Source organism: Lichenibacterium ramalinae (genome assembly GCF_004137085.1).
Taxonomy (GTDB): Bacteria; Pseudomonadota; Alphaproteobacteria; order Rhizobiales; family Beijerinckiaceae; genus Lichenihabitans; species Lichenihabitans ramalinae.
This window is the reverse complement of sequence record NZ_QYBC01000006.1, coordinates 245,482-264,435: the sequence shown is the minus strand read 5'-3', so window position 1 is coordinate 264,435 and position 18,954 is coordinate 245,482. Positions and strand designations below refer to the sequence as shown.

At 61.0% G+C, this 18,954-nt stretch carries 14 protein-coding genes and 2 pseudogenes; 12 read left to right on the top strand and 4 right to left on the bottom strand.

The genetic code is table 11. The features are described from left to right. Nucleotides 1-6: 6 nt before the first annotated feature. Together D3272_RS09425 and D3272_RS28185 are read left to right on the top strand one after the other, a co-directional pair. Complete coding sequence (locus D3272_RS09425; RefSeq protein WP_129218892.1) at nt 7-585, top strand: L,D-transpeptidase; 579 nt, start codon at nt 7-9, stop codon at nt 583-585. 419 nt (nt 586-1,004) lie between these two features. Next, a pseudogene (locus tag D3272_RS28185) lies at nt 1,005-1,130 on the top strand (nickel/cobalt efflux protein RcnA); the annotation flags it as partial. A 140-nt stretch (nt 1,131-1,270) separates the two neighbouring features. On the opposite strand, the gene D3272_RS09420 reads toward D3272_RS28185, so the two are convergent. Further along, entirely contained in the window at nt 1,271-1,816 is a 546-nt protein-coding gene (locus D3272_RS09420; protein WP_129218891.1) for a recombinase family protein, read from the bottom strand. A gap of 546 nt (nt 1,817-2,362) precedes the next feature. Here D3272_RS09420 and D3272_RS09415 point away from each other — a divergent pair. From D3272_RS09415 to D3272_RS09400, 4 genes are read left to right on the top strand one after another with little or no spacing between them, the layout of a single operon-like run. Further along, the gene (locus D3272_RS09415; RefSeq protein WP_129218924.1) at nt 2,363-5,128 is read left to right on the top strand and encodes a class I SAM-dependent DNA methyltransferase; all 2,766 of its coding nucleotides are present in this window, start codon (nt 2,363-2,365) and stop codon (nt 5,126-5,128) included. Next, the gene (locus D3272_RS09410) at nt 5,128-6,285 is read left to right on the top strand and encodes a GIY-YIG nuclease family protein (RefSeq protein WP_129218890.1); all 1,158 of its coding nucleotides are present in this window, start codon (nt 5,128-5,130) and stop codon (nt 6,283-6,285) included. Before D3272_RS09415 ends, D3272_RS09410 begins: the two co-directional genes overlap by 1 nt. Then, nucleotides 6,282-8,342: a DEAD/DEAH box helicase gene (locus D3272_RS09405; protein ID WP_129218889.1), complete on the top strand. Its 2,061-nt coding sequence runs from the start codon at nt 6,282-6,284 to the stop codon at nt 8,340-8,342. Before D3272_RS09410 ends, D3272_RS09405 begins: the two co-directional genes overlap by 4 nt. Beyond that, on the top strand, nt 8,335-9,552 hold the full coding sequence (locus tag D3272_RS09400) for a GIY-YIG nuclease family protein (protein WP_129218888.1): 1,218 nt from the start codon (nt 8,335-8,337) through the stop codon (nt 9,550-9,552). Before D3272_RS09405 ends, D3272_RS09400 begins: the two co-directional genes overlap by 8 nt. A gap of 175 nt (nt 9,553-9,727) precedes the next feature. Here D3272_RS09400 and D3272_RS28375 read toward each other — a convergent pair whose 3' ends face one another. Both D3272_RS28375 and D3272_RS09390 read right to left on the bottom strand, forming a co-directional pair. Beyond that, complete coding sequence (locus D3272_RS28375; protein ID WP_129218887.1) at nt 9,728-9,880, bottom strand: transposase; 153 nt, start codon at nt 9,878-9,880, stop codon at nt 9,728-9,730. Between the two features lie 730 nt (nt 9,881-10,610). Then, nucleotides 10,611-11,177, bottom strand: coding sequence for a T4SS efffector SepA family protein (locus D3272_RS09390; protein ID WP_129218886.1), 567 nt, complete (start codon nt 11,175-11,177; stop codon nt 10,611-10,613). 392 nt (nt 11,178-11,569) lie between these two features. On the opposite strand from D3272_RS09390, the pseudogene D3272_RS09385 reads away from it, so the two are divergent. Continuing rightward, nucleotides 11,570-12,768, top strand: a pseudogene (locus tag D3272_RS09385) (IS256 family transposase). Nucleotides 12,769-13,270: 502 nt separating this feature from the next. Here the strand turns inward: D3272_RS09385 and D3272_RS09375 are convergent. Further along, on the bottom strand, nt 13,271-14,479 hold the full coding sequence (locus D3272_RS09375; protein ID WP_129218884.1) for a tyrosine-type recombinase/integrase: 1,209 nt from the start codon (nt 14,477-14,479) through the stop codon (nt 13,271-13,273). A 353-nt stretch (nt 14,480-14,832) separates the two neighbouring features. Between D3272_RS09375 and D3272_RS09370 the strand changes: the two genes are divergently transcribed. The 5 genes from D3272_RS09370 (at nt 14,833) to D3272_RS09350 (ending at nt 18,952) form a co-directional block, all read left to right on the top strand. Then, nucleotides 14,833-15,144: a Dabb family protein gene (locus tag D3272_RS09370; protein ID WP_129218883.1), complete on the top strand. Its 312-nt coding sequence runs from the start codon at nt 14,833-14,835 to the stop codon at nt 15,142-15,144. 98 nt (nt 15,145-15,242) lie between these two features. Beyond that, on the top strand, nt 15,243-16,553 hold the full coding sequence (locus tag D3272_RS09365; protein ID WP_129218882.1) for an MFS transporter: 1,311 nt from the start codon (nt 15,243-15,245) through the stop codon (nt 16,551-16,553). Nucleotides 16,554-16,634: 81 nt separating this feature from the next. After that, entirely contained in the window at nt 16,635-17,138 is a 504-nt protein-coding gene (locus D3272_RS09360; protein ID WP_129218881.1) for a YciE/YciF ferroxidase family protein, read from the top strand. A gap of 170 nt (nt 17,139-17,308) precedes the next feature. Further along, nucleotides 17,309-17,464, top strand: a complete 156-nt coding sequence (locus D3272_RS09355) for a DUF3309 domain-containing protein (RefSeq protein ID WP_207210177.1) — start codon at nt 17,309-17,311, stop codon at nt 17,462-17,464. Nucleotides 17,465-17,647: 183 nt separating this feature from the next. After that, entirely contained in the window at nt 17,648-18,952 is a 1,305-nt protein-coding gene (locus D3272_RS09350) for a homoserine dehydrogenase (RefSeq protein ID WP_129218880.1), read from the top strand. Nucleotides 18,953-18,954: the final 2 nt, after the last annotated feature.

Sequence of the window (18,954 nt, the reverse complement as noted above, 5' to 3'; positions counted from 1 at the left end):
GTGAGGGTGTCGGAAATCAGCACGAAACATTTCGAGGACGTTCGCGAAGGATTGTCTCGCTCAATCGAGGCTCTCACCGAACTCGTCAATCGCGATCCTGCCAATCGGTTTTTTCCGAACGGCATCAACAAGATTTCTTTCACAGCCAAGTTCGGCGGTGCTGAACTGACGCTTGATGTCGAGGGGCCTTCCCTCCCTCACGTCGTGTCCGAGACGGCACTCCTTACGGCCAAGAGTGCGTCGATTTCCTTCAGACCGAACGGAGAGGGCACGCTTAGCTACGGGGGGAAAACTGTTCCGTGCCTTGGCAGTACACAAGTTAAATATGCCAAGGACCTGACTGTTAAAGGAGCACTAGACAGTGATAAGTTTCGTACGAAATATAGTAATGAGTATAAAGTAGATATGGACTTCGCCATTTTGATCATGGGTCTGCGGGGCATTTACATACACGAAGGCGCCGACACCCTCGCCGGAAATGACGGCGAGTCTGCGGGCTGTATTCATGTCGGCCCGGGCAACGCCGAAGCCTTCTGGAATTGGGTAGACGGTCCTACCCGAATCCAGATTAGCTACCCTTGGTGATGGGATGCCGGCACTGGGACGGACTGTGTACAGGGAATGGAGGCAAGCTGTGTTGCACTCGCTCTTGCCCTCGACACGTTGACGAATGATCGCGATGCGGCATGCCCTCTAAAACAGAACAGGAATTATGTCTGAAGTGCGCCGACCGCCAAGTAGGACCGATATGATTGCCGTGAGTATTCGAAACGGCGCGCCAGCAGACCTCATGCGCTCTTGCGACGCACTTTTTAGGCCACAGGTGAGTCCCAGGTACGCAATCGCGGCACAAGCGCTCGCTTTTGAGCCAAATAACAGCGCTCGCCTATTTGCGGTCTCTGATTTATCTCCACCCAAACCTCGGCCGCGAGCGCTCGGGCACAAGCCTCGATCGACGGGTCTGCAGACTCCCGTAGCCTGGCGTGCGAGACCAGCCCGCGCTAGTTGGCGACGAGGATGACGCCTATGCCTGCGCGCATGCGGTAACGATGGGCCAGATCGTTCTGTTCGGCCTGACCGGCGGCCTGCTACCGTGTCCGGCGGCGAACGTCTGCTTTATCACGATTCTCAGTATGACATGACATTCGGCTTTCGGCCAGAACTCGTCGGAGGATGAAGGTCCGCTTGGCCGGTGGTGCCCTCGAAAGCTGCCGGTCCGAACTCCACCCAAATTTGCCGTTCGTCCCTGGCGCGAGGCGCCAAGGCCGGCTCAGCTCTCCTGCAGCACGCGATAGACCTGCATGCGCGAGCATCCGACAATCTTTGCGATGGCGGCAGGGCCTGTGCCGGCAGCGTGCAGCGCCTTGATGCGTTCGCGGTCGAGCCGACGCTTCCCGCCCACGTAGGCGCCCTCGCCCTTCGCCCGTTCGATTCCGTCGCGCTGCCGCTCCTTGATGAACCGTCGTTCCATCTGCGCGACCATGCCGAGCACCGTCATGACGAGGTGGCCCACTTCGCCGCGGGTCGAAACGTGCGGGTCGAGCACGGTGACAAAGGCCTGTCGCTGTTCGCATTCATGGATGAGGTTGAGCACATCGCGGGTATCACGGCCAAGCCGGTCAAGGCGGGTGACGACCAACTCGTCACCCGGGCGCAAGAAATCGAGCACGGTGGCCAGCTCGGCACGGCCGTCGCGGCTGCCGCCCGACACCTTTTCTGAGCGCACCACGCCGCAGCCTTCAGCCTTCAGCTTGGCAAGCTGGATTTCGAGATCTTGATCGAGCGTGCTGACGCGGGCATAACCGATGCGGGCCATCGTGTGTCACCTCGGGGTTTAGGCCTGAGGTGTCGCATGTCACAAATAAGCTGTGTCAACCCAGAGGTGACGTTCGCCGCTGATCGGCATGTGACGTCACGCCAGGGTATGCCCCAATGTGACTACGAGCGACCTTAGACGCCGCCAGCTGCGACCATTGAGAATACCCGGCGCACAGCGAACGAGACGGGGGATGCGATCTGCGGCGGCGCCGCCTCAGATCTACGTTGCGAGGGACTCAAATCCAGCGCAACACCCACATTAAGGTGACGCGCACCGAATGCCTCCGGCGAAGGCCGCCGTGTGAGGTGAGCGTCTCAGCGTCGACTTTGAGAGTTAAGATAAGCCTAAAAGTCAGCAGGTCGACGCGGGTTGACCGCATGCGTATTCCCGCAGTGGTCGGCCGACGAACTCCGAGGCCTTTTTCTCAAGCGGAGCTCCCTCACAAACGGGTGCAGCACGGCCTAAAACAGGGTAGGGTCAGTCAGATGAGGTCGCCACGGTCGGCCTCGATGGCGAGCGTCGGAAGAGCCGGTGAGTGTGGGCATGAATGCCGTTGAGATCGAGCAGGCCGTCACCAACTTGGCCTGGCAACCCTTCGATCCTGCTGAGTTCCCGTTCGCCTTTCTGCAGGCGTTCGGAAATAAGGATACTACCCTTAAGCGCCTGCGAAAAGGCGAGTCAAACAAATCGGATTGTGGCGGTATTCTACAGACTAATAACGTCCATATCGCGACCGCGCCTGCGGGTGACGTGACAGCCAGGCTCGCGATCCTGAAAGCCAGTCCCGCTACCGCTCGAACCAGAGCGAAGTTCATCCTTGCAACGGATGGCGATACGTTCGAGGCGGAAGATCTTGTGAACGGCGAAACACTTGTCTGCCGCTACTCCGAGTTTCCGGATCACTTCGGCTTCTTTCTTCCGCTAGCCGGCATATCTGTTGTCACGCAAATCCGTGAAAACGCTTTCGACATCCGGGCCACGAGCCGCCTCAATCGTCTCTATGTTGAACTGCGCAAGCTCAATCCGGACTGGGACACCGCCGAGCGTCAGCCCGATATGAACCACTTCATGGCACGGCTGATCTTCTGCTTCTTCGCCGAGTCGACCGACATTTTCGACGGCGACGACCTGTTCACCGCGACCATCGCGCAGATGAGCGACCGTACAAATACGCACGAAGTAATCGGTGCTGTGTTCCGGGCCATGAACGTTGAGCCAGCGCAGAAGAAGATGGCCGGCCTACCTCGCTGGGCGGAAGCCTTCCCCTACGTCAATGGTGGCCTGTTCTCCGGCAACATGGACGTGCCGCGGTTCAGCCCGATTGCGCGCTCTTACCTACTCCACATCGGCGCTCTCGACTGGAAACTAATCAACCCGGACATTTTCGGCTCTATGATCCAGGCCGTCGCGGACGATGAGGAGCGTGGCGCGCTCGGCATGCATTACACGAGCGTGCCGAACATTTTAAAAGTGCTAAACCCGCTCTTCCTGAACGACCTGCGTACACGGTTAGAAGAAGCGGGGCGAAATCAGCGCACACTCCTAAATCTCCGTCGTCGCCTCGCCCGGATCAGAGTGTTTGACCCGGCTTGCGGCTCGGGTAACTTCCTGGTTATCGCCTACAAGGAGATGCGGGCGATTGAGGTTGAGGTCAACCGATTGCGCGGCGAGCCCGACCGCCGAAGTGACATCCCACTCACCAATTTCAGAGGAATTGAACTACGCGATTTTCCGGCTGAAATCGCGCGCCTCGCCCTGATCATCGCTGAGTATCAATGCAACGTGATCTATCGCGGCCAGAAGGAGGCGCTGGCCGATTTTTTGCCCCTCGATTCTGAGAACTGGATCACCTGCGGTAACGCGCTCCGGCTCGACTGGCTCAGCATCTGCCCCCCGACTGGAACGGGGGTTAAACATCGAGCAGACGAACTTTTCGGCACTCCTGATCAGTCTCAGATTGATTTTAATAACGAGGGTGGGGAGACTTACATATGCGGGAATCCGCAATTCAAGGGCGCGCGGAAGCAGAGCCGATGGCAGAAGGCGGATATGGCTTTGATATTCGGTGGCGGGGACGCATATAAGGACTGCGACTATGTAATGGCTTGGTATCTCAAAGCATGTGAGTATTCAAAGGCCTCTCAGTGTGATTTTGCGTTCGTATCTACGAATTCTATTTCCAGGGGTGAGCAGGTAGAGCATCTGTGGTCTCGGCTCTATGCGCAAAACATGTCGATCTTCTTTTGCCATACACAGTTCAAGTGGTCTAATAACGCAGCTGACAACGCGGGCGTCTGGTGTGTAATCATTGGGGTTACAAAAGATCCAAAACGCCAGCGCCTCATCTACACGGACGGGTTGGTGCGAAGGGCGGAGTCGATATCGCCTTACCTTATCCCAGGCAGAGAAGATTTCATACGGAAAGCCGACCGCCCGGTGGCGAAGGACCTTCCTCGACTTTCTGCAGGGAGTATGGCCAGAGATGATGGCAATCTCATTCTCACCAGCGACGAAATGGCTACGCTTGCAGCTGAATACCCAGCCGCGAGATCCATATTGCGACCACTCATCGGCACCTCTGAGTTGAAGCAAGGGTCTAGAAGATGGTGCTTGTGGATCAGCGATGAGCAGATTGACTTAGCTAACTCGCTTCCGCCTGTTGCCGACCGGATCGAGCGAGTGCGTACCTTCAGAGCGGCATCTAAAGCAAAGACTACGCAGGGATATGCGAGAATCCCACATAAATTTGCGCAGCGATCGCACCAAGATCGTCGCGCGATCGTCATTCCAAAAAATACTCCTGATGGAATGACGTATGTTACGCCGGTACTTGTGGAAGCAGACGTGATAACTACTGATCTCGCATTTGTTTCCTTTACGGACGCAGTCTGGGTACTGGCGATCTTATCTTCGACGCTTCATCGTGTTTGGGCGGAGGCCATATCGGGCGGATTAGGATCGGGAGTGCGTTATTCATCACAGATAACCTACAATGCCTTTCCGTTGCAGCCACTTACCGAGAAGAATAAAATCGATCTTGAACGTTGTGGTCAGGATTTAGTTTTAGCGCGTGAGCATTACTTTCCATGCAATATAGCAGAATTGTACGATCCTGACATGCTCGATTTGGAGTATCCGCTTGTTCGTCAAGCACATAATCAGTGCGATGAAGTTTTGGAGCGTATCTATATCGGCCGCCGCTTTCGCAACGACACAGAAAGACTCGAGAAGTTATTCGAGACCTACACGAGAATGACAAGTTCGCATGCGTCTGACAGTATGGGACAGTCCGGAATGGCAGGGCTTTGATGGAGACGTGCACGCCGGGCTGGGATGCGAAGGCAATCAACAGCATCGCCGAGGAACGCTTCGGCGGCTTCCTAGGTCTGTTCGAAGCGGAGGGATGGCCAGAGCGCGGTCGGGCCATGATGCCGGCCGTCGGACGCCGTGTCGTCCAAGGTTATGGCACGGTTCAGGACTTCATCACGGCTCACTCGCTGCGAGAAGCTGCGTCGCCTCTAGCCCAAGTGCTGGCTGATCCCCCAAACGTATGGCTGACAAGCTTCTACGGGTTTACGCCTGAGACATGGGGCTTTTTGGGCTTCACTAGCGACGGCCAGCGAAAGCATTTTATCCGTGAGACCAGGCCGGGCGCGATGGTTGTCATCTACGGGCACAAGTCGCGTGCCCCGGCAAACCAGCAGGGCAAGGTCATCGGGATCCAGCAAGTCTCGCACCGCGTGAATTACGCCCGAGCCTTCATTGACCCGTCTGAGTGGCTCAGAAAGCAAGCTGACCTGGATCGCGCGGGCCAATGGAACTTGGCCGTCAAGGCAACACGCGCCTGGCGAGTTATCGAAGAGGCCTACCCTTCGATAGAGGCGATCGCCTCGGAGACCTACTCGCTTGCGCGAGCCAAGGTGATCGGCTCGCAGGGCATGCGCCTCACCTGCGCGGAAGCACGCCGCCTGCTCGACTTGACACTCGTCGAGACATCGGTATTCGGCGAACTGCCGGTCACGGCGGCTACGGCGGCGTCCGGAGCAGAGCTATTCACCCCGTCGAGGCCAGGGCCGGTTTCGCAGGCCATTTACGTCTGCAAGGAGGCGGAAGGTCCGAAAAGTCTGTATCTTTTGCGGCTGTTCGGCGACGAGTCCGCATACCTTGGGGCTCCAGTCGAAGGCCGTTGGATAATCAAAGTCGGTATATCCGCAAGCCCATCGTCGCGCTGCCTTGCATTGAACAGTGCATTGCCGGCAGGTTCTTACTGCTGGAAGGTTGTGCGGAGCAACCAAAGTGTCGGACTGCCACTCTTCCCAAGATCGGCAGATGCAATTCGAGCGGAAACGCAGGTCAAAAATTACCTTCATAGCCATGAGAAATCGCTTGGTGGTGAGTTCTTCTTGGCTCACCCCCGCTCTATCTACACTGCGTGGGACGCTGCAGTACGGAGTCTCAATATATGACTATGACCGGGTCGGTTCCTGCTGTCTCAGTGTCCTATGCCCGCAACGGCTCGACTACGAAGGCCAACGCACTCGGTATGCGGCCGATGCAGGAGAAGGTCTTCGAGAGGCGAGGCGAGCAGTACCTATTAATCAAATCGCCTCCCGCATCGGGAAAAAGCCGAGCCCTCATGTTTATTGCGCTCGACAAGCTAGATAATCAGGGCATTCGGCAGGCGATCGTCGTCGTGCCTGAGCGGTCCATCGGTTCGAGCTTCGCCGACGAGAAGCTTACTGCCCACGGCTTCTTTGCCGATTGGCATGTCGCGCCGCAATGGAACCTTTGCAACGCGCCGGGCACAGATGGAGGTAAAGTTAATGCCGTCGGCGCCTTTCTCGAAAGTAACGATAGAGCACTGGTCTGCACTCACGCAACATTCCGGTTTGCGGTCGACAAGTTTGGGATCGGGAGTTTCGACAATCGATTGATAGCTGTCGATGAGTTTCACCATGTCTCGGCCAACCCCGACAACAAGCTTGGCTCTCATCTCGCCGGCCTGATCGCGCGTAACCGCGTGCATATAGTTGCTATGACCGGATCATACTTTCGTGGTGATGCCGAGGCAGTGCTTTCAGCGGAGGACGAAGCTAAGTTCGACACTGTCACATATACCTATTACGAGCAGCTCAATGGCTACGAGCACCTAAAGACTCTCGACATCGGCTATTTTTTCTACTCGTCCTCATATGTTGACGACATTTTGAGAGTATTGAACCCTGCCGAGAAGACGATCATTCATATCCCAAGTGTCAACTCGCGTGAGAGCACGAAGGATAAGATCAAAGAGGTCGAGCACATTGTCGAGGCTCTCGGGGTTTGGCAAGGCGCGGATCCGGCGACCGGCTTTCAGCTCGTGAAGCGGGGCGACGGGCAGGTACTTCGTATTGCCGACCTCGTAGACGACGACTCGGGCAAGCGTGACCGTGTTTCCGCCGCTCTGAAGGACCCGATACATAAGAGTGACCGCGAACACGTTGACATTATCATTGCGTTGGGCATGGCGAAGGAGGGCTTCGATTGGATCTGGTGCGAGCACGCACTGACTGTCGGCTACCGTTCTAGCCTGACTGAGATAGTTCAGATTATCGGCCGAGCAACCCGAGACGCGCCGGGGAAGATGCGTGCACGGTTTACCAACTTGATCGCTGAGCCAGATGCCTCCGAGAAGGCCGTAACGGAAGCGGTGAACGACACGCTAAAGGCCATTGCGGCGAGTCTTCTCATGGAGCAGGTCCTCGCCCCACGCTTCACTTTCATGCCGAAAAATCTCACGAATGAGGCGACGCCAGGCTTCAATTACGGCGAGGGCGGCTACGACCCCGGCCGGTGCAACGTCGGATTCAACGAAGAGAGCGGCCATTTCCAGGTCGAGATTAAGGGCCTCGTGACGCCGAAGAGCGGCGAAGCGCAGCGGATCTGCCATGAGGACCTTAATGAAGTCATTGCCGCATTCGTGCAGGACAAAACGGCGGTCGAGCGCGGCCTATTCGATCCCGAACTCGTGCCCGAAGAGCTGACGCAGGTTCGCATGGGCAAAATCGTGCGCGAAAGGTATCCAGAGCTCGACGAAGGGGACCAGGAGGCGGTGCGCCAGCACGCCGTCGCCGCGTTGAGTCTTACTCAGAAGGCGAAGGAGGTCGCAGCCGGCGGCTCTGCCGCGGGTGATGACAGCGAGACACCGAATACCGCTTTCGTCGACGGTGTACGAAAGTTCGTGACCGACGTTCGCGAGCTCGACATCGATATGATCGACCGGATAAATCCCTTTGGTGAAGCCTACGCAATTCTCGCGAAAACTATGAGCGAAGACAGTCTCAAACAGGTCCACGCTATTATCGCCGGCAGAAAGGCTAGACTTACCCTTGAAGAAGCACGGGATCTCGCCAGGCGCGCCTTGAAATTCAAGCAGGAGCGCGGGCGTCTCCCGTCTCTAACTTCGCCGGACGCTTACGAAAAGCTGATGGCCCAAGGCGTGGCTGTGCTTGCTCGGATGAAGGCGGAGGCGAAGCGTGGCTAATTTCACCGACGAAGATGACGCCCTCCTTGCCGAGCTCGGCGCCGAGGTCGAGGTCAAGCGCGAGGCGAGCCGTACGCCTCTCGAGGAGCGGATCATCGCAGGGTTTGAGGACATCCAGCGCTTCGTCGAGCAGCACGGCCGTCCTCCTCAGCAGGGCGAGGACCGGGACATATTCGAGCGGCTCTATGCCCTGCGACTCGATCGGCTGCGCGGTCAAGTGGATTTCCGTGCGCTTCTTGTATCCTTCGATCGCCAGGGCTTGCTCGCTGAGGCCGGCGTGACAGGCCGCGACTCCGTCGATGGGCTCGATGACGATGCGCTCTTGGCGGAGCTGGGTATCGATGCCGAATGCGAGGACAACATCACTGACTTAAAGCACGTTCGCTCGGCCGCTGACAAACGGGCAGCCGAGGACATCGCCGAACGAGACCGTTGCAAAGATTTCGAGCGCTTCAGACCGCTGTTTGAGACGGTGAAGCATCAACTGGATGCGGGCATCAGATTGACCCGCCTATTCGTTAAAGATGCCGGGCTTCTAAAAGCTGATATTTCCGAAGGACAATTTTTCATACTCGGTGGCCAGACGGCCTTTGTCGCCGAAGTCGGCGAGGATTTTCGAGCCCCGAACGGAGAAAGCGACGCACGTTTGCGAGTAATATATTCCAACGGAACGGAGAGCAACCTGCTTCGACGTTCGCTTCAGCGGGCCTTGTACAAGGACGAGGCGGGGCGGCGCATCACGGAGCCGAATGCCGGGCCTTTGTTTTCAGACGTTGCGGAAAAGGATGATCAAAACAGCGGCACAATTTATGTCCTGCGCAGCAATTCAAAACAGCCCGATATAGCAGCTCAACGTGATGTTCTCCACAAAATTGGAGTCACAAGCGGAGACGTTAGACGACGGCTCACAAATGCACGTCTTGACCCTACTTATTTAATGGCAGATGTCGAGGTCGTTAGAACTTACGAGCTATTCAACATCAATAGATCTAAGCTTGAGAATCTAATTCACCGCATCTTCAGCTCGGCCCGGCTTCAGCTCGCTATAAAAGATCGGTTCGGGCAAGCTATCGTGCCTCGCGAATGGTTTCTTGTGCCACTGTTTGTCATCGACGAGGCGGTGCGGCGCATTCAGGACGGTTCAATAACGCAATTCCGCTATGACCCAAGTATTGCAGCGCTGGTGCAAGCAGGACTTGGCAATCATTAGGTTGCCTTTTGGCAGACCGGTTTGTTTCACCTGTGGTCGAACAGCCCAGTCGACCGCCTCGGGCGCAGCACGCTCGGTGCCGCCAGGGCCGGCAGCGCGGGGATTGGGGCCACGATCTCGACCGGAACCAGCGCCGGAACGCCCGTTGCAGAAGGCCGTCGCGCGCCAGACGACGCTACCCGAACACCGGGCTGGCATTCACCGCGTTGCGGCGGGCCACCTCAGCCACCCGCGCACCCGGGACCGGAGACTTCTTGATGATCCGGGCCTTCTCATTGTCCGACCAACGACGCCGGCGCTCGACCCCGCTCAGAACCTCGACCCGCATTGACCTGATGACCTTTAGGCTAGCCGTAAGCCCCTAAGGTCGGCCTCGGGACAGTTACCCGCAAGGCGGTCGTCGCCGGACGGGTTCGGTTGATCTCGCTTCGATGCCGCGCTTAGTTTGCGACTTGGCTCGCGACATTCAACACTGCATGCGGCGCGCTCGCGACTAATTCCTGACCTTCGCGTCCTTCCCCGGACGGGAGAAAGCGCAGGATAACGCCTGTGAACGCGATCTGTAGCCCACCGGATCACCGGATCTAGCGCATTAACACACATGGCTATCGCGCCACGTGATCCGCCAAGGGCGAGGCCGCCGCGCGCACCGTCGTGGCGACAGCGCGCGTGGCCTCCGACGCGGGCACGTTCAGCATCGTGCTGGGCACCATTGGCGTCTGACAGCCTTCAGCAAAGCGTCATACCGTAAGTAGCTACTTGCGAGCGGCCCACGACATCCTTCCGGCAGCGATACCATCATGGCACGGGCTTCACTCACGACGATCGCTTTAACTCGTCAGTTCCTCTGCATGATCGATTATGTACATAAATAATAATTTAAAATAATCTGTCGAAGCGGAGAATCTGTGTAGTCTTACAAATTGTACGCGCCTAAAGATCAGATACATGTGAGCAGCTCAATTAGTATTTGGGCTATGAAAATAAATGTCTCTAAAACAGCGCTATATTGATAGCGCTTGATGGAACTAACAAACTTCAACAAAATGATTTATAGCCTAATTTGTTCCTGAACGAAGCAACCCTCTTCGGCCCGGATATTGTGCTTTTAGATTTTGGCGCCACCAGAACTCGATCTTGACAGGTATGTGCCATTTTCTTGCAAGACGATCGATCTCCTTCCAGACATCAGTGGCCGACTGGCCCTGCACTGAAATGCCGAGATCAGGATAGTACCTGAATCCTTCATTCTCGTAGCGCTGTGCCCGAGCCGGAATATTAAGCTCCCGTATAAGGCGATCTCCTTCAAATCCTTTGGCTTTGACCTGAGCGATGACTACATGAAGAACACTCCTCCACCGAGGGTTTTGGACAACAGCACCATTCACCGATGCGGAAAGAGGTTTGGTGAAGGTCAAACCGGGAGCGTTGTCGAACTCCGTCGCACCACTATTAATGAGACTGGATTCATCAAGTGCTTCGCTGTCTCGCTCCAGTCCCATATCACTCATTGCATAGCCGATGATCTTGTCGATTGTTTCTCTCGGCGTCTTTGTTTCCAGCCATTTCGATAGCTGCTTCAAGTCGCCAAAAGCCGCGTCGCTGATCCTGACAACGGGCATCACGAGTTCCTCGCTTTCACGGGATAGGAACGACAGGTAATCGTCATTCTGCGCGTATTCAAGGAATATGTTACATATCCTCGCAAAATGGCCGCTGGGCGAGAGATTGGTGCAGGTTTTTGGTGAGTCGACACAGACGGGTGGCTTCCAGCTGGTGTAAGCGTCTTGGGCAGGTGGCGGCTTCCCGAGGTGCTCGGCTGTGAGGCCGAGTACGCCGGATTGGCCGAGCCTGGGTCGTGTCCCAGGCCGTGATGTAGGTGCCCGGGTAGCGGAGACGCTTGTCCGCGCGCTATCCACAGCGCTGTAGCGGACGGACGTCTTCGCGGGAGGTAGCCATCGGCGGTCGCCGGCTAGGGTCGGGTTGAGAAGACCAACCTGAACCGAAAGACGCACCGATGACCGGCGAGATGATGAGCCTGCGCGGCCTGCTTGAGAAGAGCGCCGACGCGGATGTTTTGCGCGAGATGATCGGCTTTGCGGCCGAGCGCCTCATGGAGATGGAGGTGGGCGCCCTGACGGGCGCGCCCTTTGGCGAGAAGAGCGGCGAGCGCCTGGCGCAGCGCAACGGATATCGCGACTGGGACTGGCAGACGCGGGCCGGGACGGTCGAATTGCGCATCCCGAAGCTGCGGAAGGGCTCGTACTTTCCCGGCTTCTTTGAGCCGCGGCGGATGGCCGAGAAGGCGCTCACGGCGGTGATCCAGGAGGCCTACAGCCAAGGCGTGTCGACTCGCTCGGTCGACGATCTCGTTCAAGCCATGGGCGGGACTGGCATCTCTAAGAGCCAGGTCAGCCGGCTGTGCACCGAGATCGACGAGCGCGCGAACGCCTTCCTGGACCGATCCATCGAAGGTGACTGGCCGTATCTGTGGCTTGATGCGACCTACGTGAAGGTGCGGAGGCGGGTCGGATCGTGTCGGTCGCCGTGACGATGGCGCTGGGGGTCAACACCGACGGGCGGCGCGAGGTGCTCGGCATGGATATTGGCCAGTCGGAGGCGGAGACGTTCTGGACGGCCTTGCTCCGCAAGTTGGCGCGGCGCGGGCTGCGCGGCGTGAAGCTGGTGATCTCGGACGCGCATGAAGGACTGAAGGCCGCTGCCACCAAGGTGCTCGGCGCCACGGCCCAGCATTGCCGCGTTCACTTCATGCGCAATGCCTTGGCCCATGCCGGCAAGAGCGGCCGCCAAGTCGTTTCCGCCCTGATCGCCACGGCCTTCGCGCAGGCTGACGCCGAGGCCGCCCGACAGCAATGGCGCCGCGTCGCCGACCAGTTCCGTGCCAAGATGCCCAAGCTATCCGCTCTCATGGACAGTGCGGAGGAAAATGTCCTGGCCTATATGACGTTCCCGGCCGCTCATCGGACCAAGCGACATTCGACCAATCCGCTCGAACGCGTCGACGGCTAAATCAAGCGCCGGACAGATGTCGTCGGCATCTTCCCCGACGAAGCCTCCATCAAGCGGCTTGTCGGAGCTATTCTGCTCGAACAGAACGACGAATGGGCCGTCCAGCGGTCCCGACACATGACGCTGGAAAGCATCGCCCCGATCGGCGATAGTGACACCGTCAGCCTGCCGACCCTGGTAGCCTGATCGTCCCGGCCCGAGCGGGTGACCAAGGTTGCTCCCCCGGAAGCTACACCACGCCTTGAGACACGATCCGAGCCCGCCGAAATCCTCTTCGACGCGACCCGGAGCGAGTGCGCTTGCAGGTGCGTCACCGGAGGCCTTTGCCGTGGGAAGAACATGCCGCAAATGATCTCGATGCACCCATCCTACGAAGGCCGCCCGCAGGATGATGAGTTTGCCACCCAGCTTTCGAGCTTGTGGCTAGCCTAAGATTCGTCAGGTCGATGCGAGTCGGGCCTCTCGGCGAGTCCGAGCGCCGGCGTCGATGGTCGGACCATGGAAAGGTCCGGATCGTTGAGGAAAGTTTGGTCCCGGGTGAACGGGCGTCCGGAAGGGTCCAGTGACGACCGATTTCAGCCGACGCAAGTGTCAGCTGAAAATAGGGGCGCGATGCCCTGCCGAAGTGGGAGACGGTGCTAGCGCAATGTCGTAAATAGAATAAGTGGCGGAGAGGGAGACGGCGAAATCAAACTGATGGAGGCGTGTCGCCAAACAGGCGAGGCGCGCCTTGGGCGATGAACTCTCGCCGCTTGCCCGCGAGCACCTTCGCGTAGGTCGTCTCGATCATGCGCACGCTTGTCCCGCAGTTCTCGGCGACTACATTCAGCGGGACACCGGCCTCAATCGCTCGCGAGATGTAGGAGTGGCGGAGGGCATAAAATGTCCCGCTTGGGTCCAGTCCAGCCCCTGTAAGCGCCCGCTTCATCGGGCGAACCTGATGGCTCGCACCCCACGCGCCACCGTCAGCACGGGCCAGCAAAGGTTCATCTTTTGACCGAGCACCAGCAATATGCGCGAAGAAGGCGACCGCCTCTGATTGGAGAATGACGGTACGAGCGCCCGTCTTGCCGCTCGGCACACGAAGCGACTCGCCGTCCAGGTCAAAATGACGCACATGGCACGCGGTCAACTCTCCGTAGCGCGCCCCGGTCAGGAATCCGGCGGTCAGCAGGTTGCGAAATGCCTTATCGTCAGTCGCTTTCAGCAGCTGCAGCACGTCGGTGCTTTCGAAATGGACCTCACGCGCCCGCCCCACCCGCTGGAACGGCTTCACGAGGCGCCATGCGCTGTCATTCGATAGCCCATTCGCCGGGTCTCCCACGGCGTGGTTCAACAGCGCCTTGACGATGCTCAGGACCCGATTTGCGGTATCCTGGCTTCTCCGCCGCTGTTCGGCATCGCCGCCAACCCGCACAAGGCCATCACGCCAACCTTCCAGTGCAGTGCGGGTCAGATCGGTGATAGCGGTTCTGCCGAACTTCGGCAGGAAGAGCCGGTTCAGGCGGAGGCGGGCGTCGTTGGCGGTACGCTGATTCCGGGCTTCCAGGCTGCTCAGGTAGGCGATGGCAGCACGCTCGACGGTGAACGGTGCTTGGCGAGGCGCTCCTCCCTGCTCGCCACGCGCCACAATCTTGGCCCGGGTCTGAGCCTCCCAAAAGGTGAGGATGGTGCTGGCGTCGCTCTCGTCGAGATCGTCGGCCGTGGCGATGCGCTCAGTCCGAGCCTTGCCCTCGCCGATGGCGACACGCACTACCCATGTGCCAGCCGTAGCGTTGCGCCGATAGCCGAGCGAGATCTTCGGTGCGATCCGCACGAACACCGGCTTTTTTGCTATCGGCAGCTTAAGCCGGTTCGATCTGGTTTCAAGCTTCGGAGCGCGGGCGCTGTGGGCCATGGTGTCCCGTTTGTGTCCTGTGTGCGGGGTTCAACCTTCGCATGCCTAGCTGGACAACGCAACTACGTCATGTAGCGTTCCTCAAGCGTTGTCAAATGGTTAGATGGACTGTACTGGACGCCAATGGACAGTCGGTGATGCCCTTTCACGGCGAAAACAGGGGTTCGATTCCCCTTGGGCGCGCCAGTCTCGGCCCGGCGATCCTCGAGCCCGGACTAGCCGCCGCATCCGGTTCCGCTGCGCGCCGCCGAGCTCTCGATCTTGCATTGCAGGTCTTCCGCGGTCGTGCCTTGAGCGCGCGGCCCCGCTGCCCTATCCCGACGTCATAAAGCCGAACATAGGGGCAGGGCGCGATGATCCGACATGTGGTGCTGGTGCGGTTCCGCGACGACATCGCGCCGGGCGAGATCGCCGCCATCTTCGACGCGCTCGGGGACCTGCGCCGCATGCTGCCCGGCATGAGGACGTTTCAGCGTGGGCCCAACGTCAGCCAGGAAGGGCTGGGCCGGGGCCACACCCACGCCTTCACCATCGACTTCGACGACGCCGCCGCACGGGACACCTACCTGGCGCTGCCCGAACACGAGGCGGCGGGCGCCCGCCTCGTCAAGGCCGCGCAGGGCGGGTTGAGCGGCCTGACGGTGCTGGATTTCGAACTCGGCTGATCGTCCGGCCGCGGGGCTTGTGATTCCCCGCCCGACCTGAAAATCTCCCGCCATGGAGCGCGGGCGGCGAGCCCGCCCCGCGACCGGGAGCGAACGAGATGGCGGATGCCGCGATAGGGGCCGGGCGGGCCGAAGGGGCGACGCGGGGCGCGACCGTCTGGGCCGTGCTGGCCACCTCCTTCGGCAATCTGATCGAATGGTACGACGTCTACGCCTACTCGGCCTTCGCGCTGTATTTCGCCGGCTCCTTCTTCCCCAAGAGCGACCCGGCCGTGCAGCAGCTCCAGGCCGCGACGCTCTTCGCCATCGCCTTCCTGATGCGGCCGATCGGCAGCCTCATCTTCGGCTACCTCGCCGACCGCTACGGCCGCCGCTCGTCGCTCACCGTGTCGATCCTCGCCATGTGCTTCGGCTCCGCGCTGATCGCGGTGTCGCCCACCTACGGGTCGATCGGCATCTGGGCCGCCGTGATCCTGTCGGTCGCCCGCATCATCCAGGGGCTCAGCCAGGGCGGCGAATACGGCACCAGCGTCACCTATCTCAGCGAGATCTCGCCGCCGCACCAGCGCGGCTTCTACTCGGGCGTTTGGTACGTCACGCTCATCGGCGGCCAGCTTTGCGCCGTGCTGCTGCTCTTCGTGCTCCAGAAGCTGTTCCTGACGCCCGACCAGCTGAAGGCCTGGGGCTGGCGCATCCCCTTCGCCATCGGCGCCCTCGCGGCCCTCTACGGGTTCCGCATGCGGGCCCACCTGCCCGAATCGGAGAAGTTCGTGGCGGCGGCACGCGTGCGGCGGCCCTTCGGCGCGCTGCTGCGCGAGAACTGGCGCAACATGCTGCTGGTGGTCGGCATCACGGTCGGCGGCACCTCGGCCTTCTACACCTACACGACCTACATGCAGAAATACCTCAAGCTGTCGGTGGGCTTGTCGGACGACCAGACCACGGCGGTGACGCTGGCCTCGCTGATCTTCGCCATCGCGCTCCAGCCCCTCTATGGCGCGCTCTCGGACAGGATCGGCCGCAAGCCGCTGCTAGTGGGCTTCGGCCTCGTGGGGACGCTCGGCACCGTGCCGCTGCTCACCGCCATCCGGCAGACCCACAGCCCGCTGGTCGCCCTGGGGCTCATCTGCGCCGCCTGGGCCATCGTCAGCGGCTACACGTCGATCACCGCCATCGTGAAGGCGGAGCTCTTCCCCACCGCCATCCGGGCGCTCGGCGTCGGCCTGCCCTACGCCTTCACGGCCGCGGTCTTCGGGGGCTCGACCGATGCGGTGGCGCTGTACTTCAAGGACCGGGGCTTCGAGGACGGGTTCTTCTGGTACGCGAGCGCGCTGATCCTCGTATCGCTGGTCGTGTACCTGTGGCTGCCCGACACCCGCAAAGGGTCGACGCTGGACCAGCCGACCTGACCGGGGAGGAACAGGCCGTGTCCCCGCGGGGTTGAGGCGGCGACGCGGCCGGACCGCGCCGTCGCACCCCGGGAGCACGCCATGGGCATCTTCACCAAGGACATCCACACGCTGGAAGACCTGTTCACCCACCAGCTCAAGGACATCTATTACGCCGAGCACCGCATCACCAAGGCGCTGCCCAAGATGATCGCCAAGGCCACGAGCCCGGCGCTGAAGCAGGGCTTCGAGACGCATCTCGCCGAGACCGAGACGCAGATCCAGCGGCTCGACCGCGTCTTCTCCATGCTGGGCCTCAAGGCCGAGTCGGTCACCTGCAAGGCGATCGACGGCATCATCGCGGAAGCCGAGGAAGTGGCCGGCGAGGTGGACGACAAGGCCGTGCTCGACGCCGGCCTGCTCGCCGCCGCCCAGGCCGTCGAACATTACGAGATCGCCCGCTACGGCACCCTGGTGGCCTGGGGGAAGCGCCTCGGCCACGGCGACGCCGTCGCGCTCTTCGAGCAGAGCCTCGCCGAGGAGAAGGCCACCGACAAGAAGCTCACCGACATCGCCGCCGGCGAGGTGAACCGCAAGGCCGCTTGAGCCGATACCCGTCGCCTCCGCCCCGGTGAGCCCAGCCGCCGGGGCGGCGTGCGAAAAAGCCGCGCTCAAGGCGGCACATTTCGTCCACAATCACGTTGACGGACACGGCTTTCAGCCGTCTGCCGGCCTCCGAGGTCGGCCGATCCCACCCCGTCGCGGAGGCTCCGGCCGTGTCCATCCTGCTCCTCATCATCATCGTGGTCCTGCTGTTCGGCGGCGGCGGCTTCTACGGCTATCGCGGCGGCTACTACGGCAACGGCGGCATCGGGATCATCGGCATCCTCGGCATCATCATCGTCCTGTACCTGCTGTTCGGCTATCGGTGACGGAAGGGGCGGCCCGGGACGGCGGCCGCTTCGGCGGCCGCGTCCCCGCCGCCCCGCCGAAACCCGCGCTGCGGAGTTCCAACCCCGCCGCGCAGCGTGTAAGGCTCGGACTTCACGCCGGCTCGGCCCCCCTCACGCGGGGCTGGCCGGCTCCGTCCACACGCCCATCCCGGAACCGTCCCCATGCTTCCCCTGCGCGTCGGCATCGCCGGCCTCGGCACCGTCGGCGGTGCCGTCCTCCGTCGCCTGACCGGGGACGCCGCCGCCATCGCGGCCCGCACGGGGCGGCCCGTGCAGGTGACGGGTGTGGCGGCACGCGATCGCGCCAAGGCGGCCCCGCTGCTCGGCGAGGCGAACTGGTTCGACGACGCGCTCGACCTCGCCCGGTCGCCCGACATCGACGTCTTCGTGGAACTCATCGGCGGCCACGAGGGCGTGGCGCGCAGCGCCGTCGCCGCCGCCATCTCGGCCGGCAAGTCGGTCGTCACCGCCAACAAGGCGCTGCTGGCCCATCACGGGCTGGAGCTGGCCGCAGCCGCGGAGGCGCAGGGCGTCGCCCTGGCCTTCGAGGCGGCCGTGGCGGGCGGCATCCCGGTGATCAAGGTTCTGCGCGAGGCGCTGTCCGGCAACACCATCGACCGCGTCTGCGGCATCCTCAACGGCACTTGCAACTACATCCTCACCCGCATGGAGGCCGAAGGGCTCGGCTTCGCCGAATGCCTCGCCGAGGCGCAGCGGCTCGGCTATGCCGAGGCGGACCCGAGTTTCGACATCGACGGCTTCGACACGGCCCACAAGCTCGCCATCCTGGCGAGCCTGGCGTTCGGATCGGCCCCGGACCTTGACGCCATCCACGTCGAGGGTATCCGCTCCATCACCTCCGACGACCTGCGCGCCGCCGACGACCTCGGCTACCGCGTGAAGCTGCTCGGCGTGGCGCAGCGCACCGATCACGGCATCGAGACCCGCGTCCACCCCACCATGGTGGCCAAGACCACGGCCCTGGCCGCCGTGCACGGCGTCACCAACGCGGTCGCCGTCAACGCCGATGCCGTGCGCGAGCTGACGCTGGTCGGCCCGGGCGCCGGCGGCGACGCCACCGCCTCGGCCGTGCTGGGCGACATCGCCGACCTCGCGCGCGGCAGCACGGTGCTGCCCTTCGGGCGCCCTGCCGCCCTGCTAGAACACGCGCCCCGCGCCCCGATGCAGCGGCACGAGGGCGGCTATTATGTGCGCCTGTCGGTGCGCGACCGGCCGGGCTCCATCGCCGCCATCGCGACCCGCATGGCGGCGGCCGAGATTTCCTTCGAGAGCATCATGCAGCGCCAGCCCGTCGCGGCGCCGCGCGGCGCCGAGCCCGGCTTCGTCCCGGTCATCCTCATCACCCATGCGACCTCCGAGACGACGATCCGGGAGGCGCTCGACGCCGTCGAGGCGGGCGGCACCATCGCGGGGAAGCCCCAACTGATCCGCATCGAACGCAATTGACC

Coding starts and splice junctions, on each gene's coding strand:
- D3272_RS09405 (WP_129218889.1), top strand. CDS start 6,282: ATGACTATGACCGGGTCGGTTCCTGCTGTCTCAGTGTCCTATGCCCGC.
- D3272_RS09370 (WP_129218883.1), top strand. CDS start 14,833: ATGATCCGACATGTGGTGCTGGTGCGGTTCCGCGACGACATCGCGCCG.
- D3272_RS09360 (WP_129218881.1), top strand. CDS start 16,635: ATGGGCATCTTCACCAAGGACATCCACACGCTGGAAGACCTGTTCACC.
- D3272_RS28375 (WP_129218887.1), bottom strand. CDS start 9,880: ATGCGGGTCGAGGTTCTGAGCGGGGTCGAGCGCCGGCGTCGTTGGTCG.
- D3272_RS09415 (WP_129218924.1), top strand. CDS start 2,363: ATGAATGCCGTTGAGATCGAGCAGGCCGTCACCAACTTGGCCTGGCAA.
- D3272_RS09350 (WP_129218880.1), top strand. CDS start 17,648: ATGCTTCCCCTGCGCGTCGGCATCGCCGGCCTCGGCACCGTCGGCGGT.
- D3272_RS09375 (WP_129218884.1), bottom strand. CDS start 14,479: ATGGCCCACAGCGCCCGCGCTCCGAAGCTTGAAACCAGATCGAACCGG.
- D3272_RS09365 (WP_129218882.1), top strand. CDS start 15,243: ATGGCGGATGCCGCGATAGGGGCCGGGCGGGCCGAAGGGGCGACGCGG.
- D3272_RS09410 (WP_129218890.1), top strand. CDS start 5,128: ATGGAGACGTGCACGCCGGGCTGGGATGCGAAGGCAATCAACAGCATC.
- D3272_RS09420 (WP_129218891.1), bottom strand. CDS start 1,816: ATGGCCCGCATCGGTTATGCCCGCGTCAGCACGCTCGATCAAGATCTC.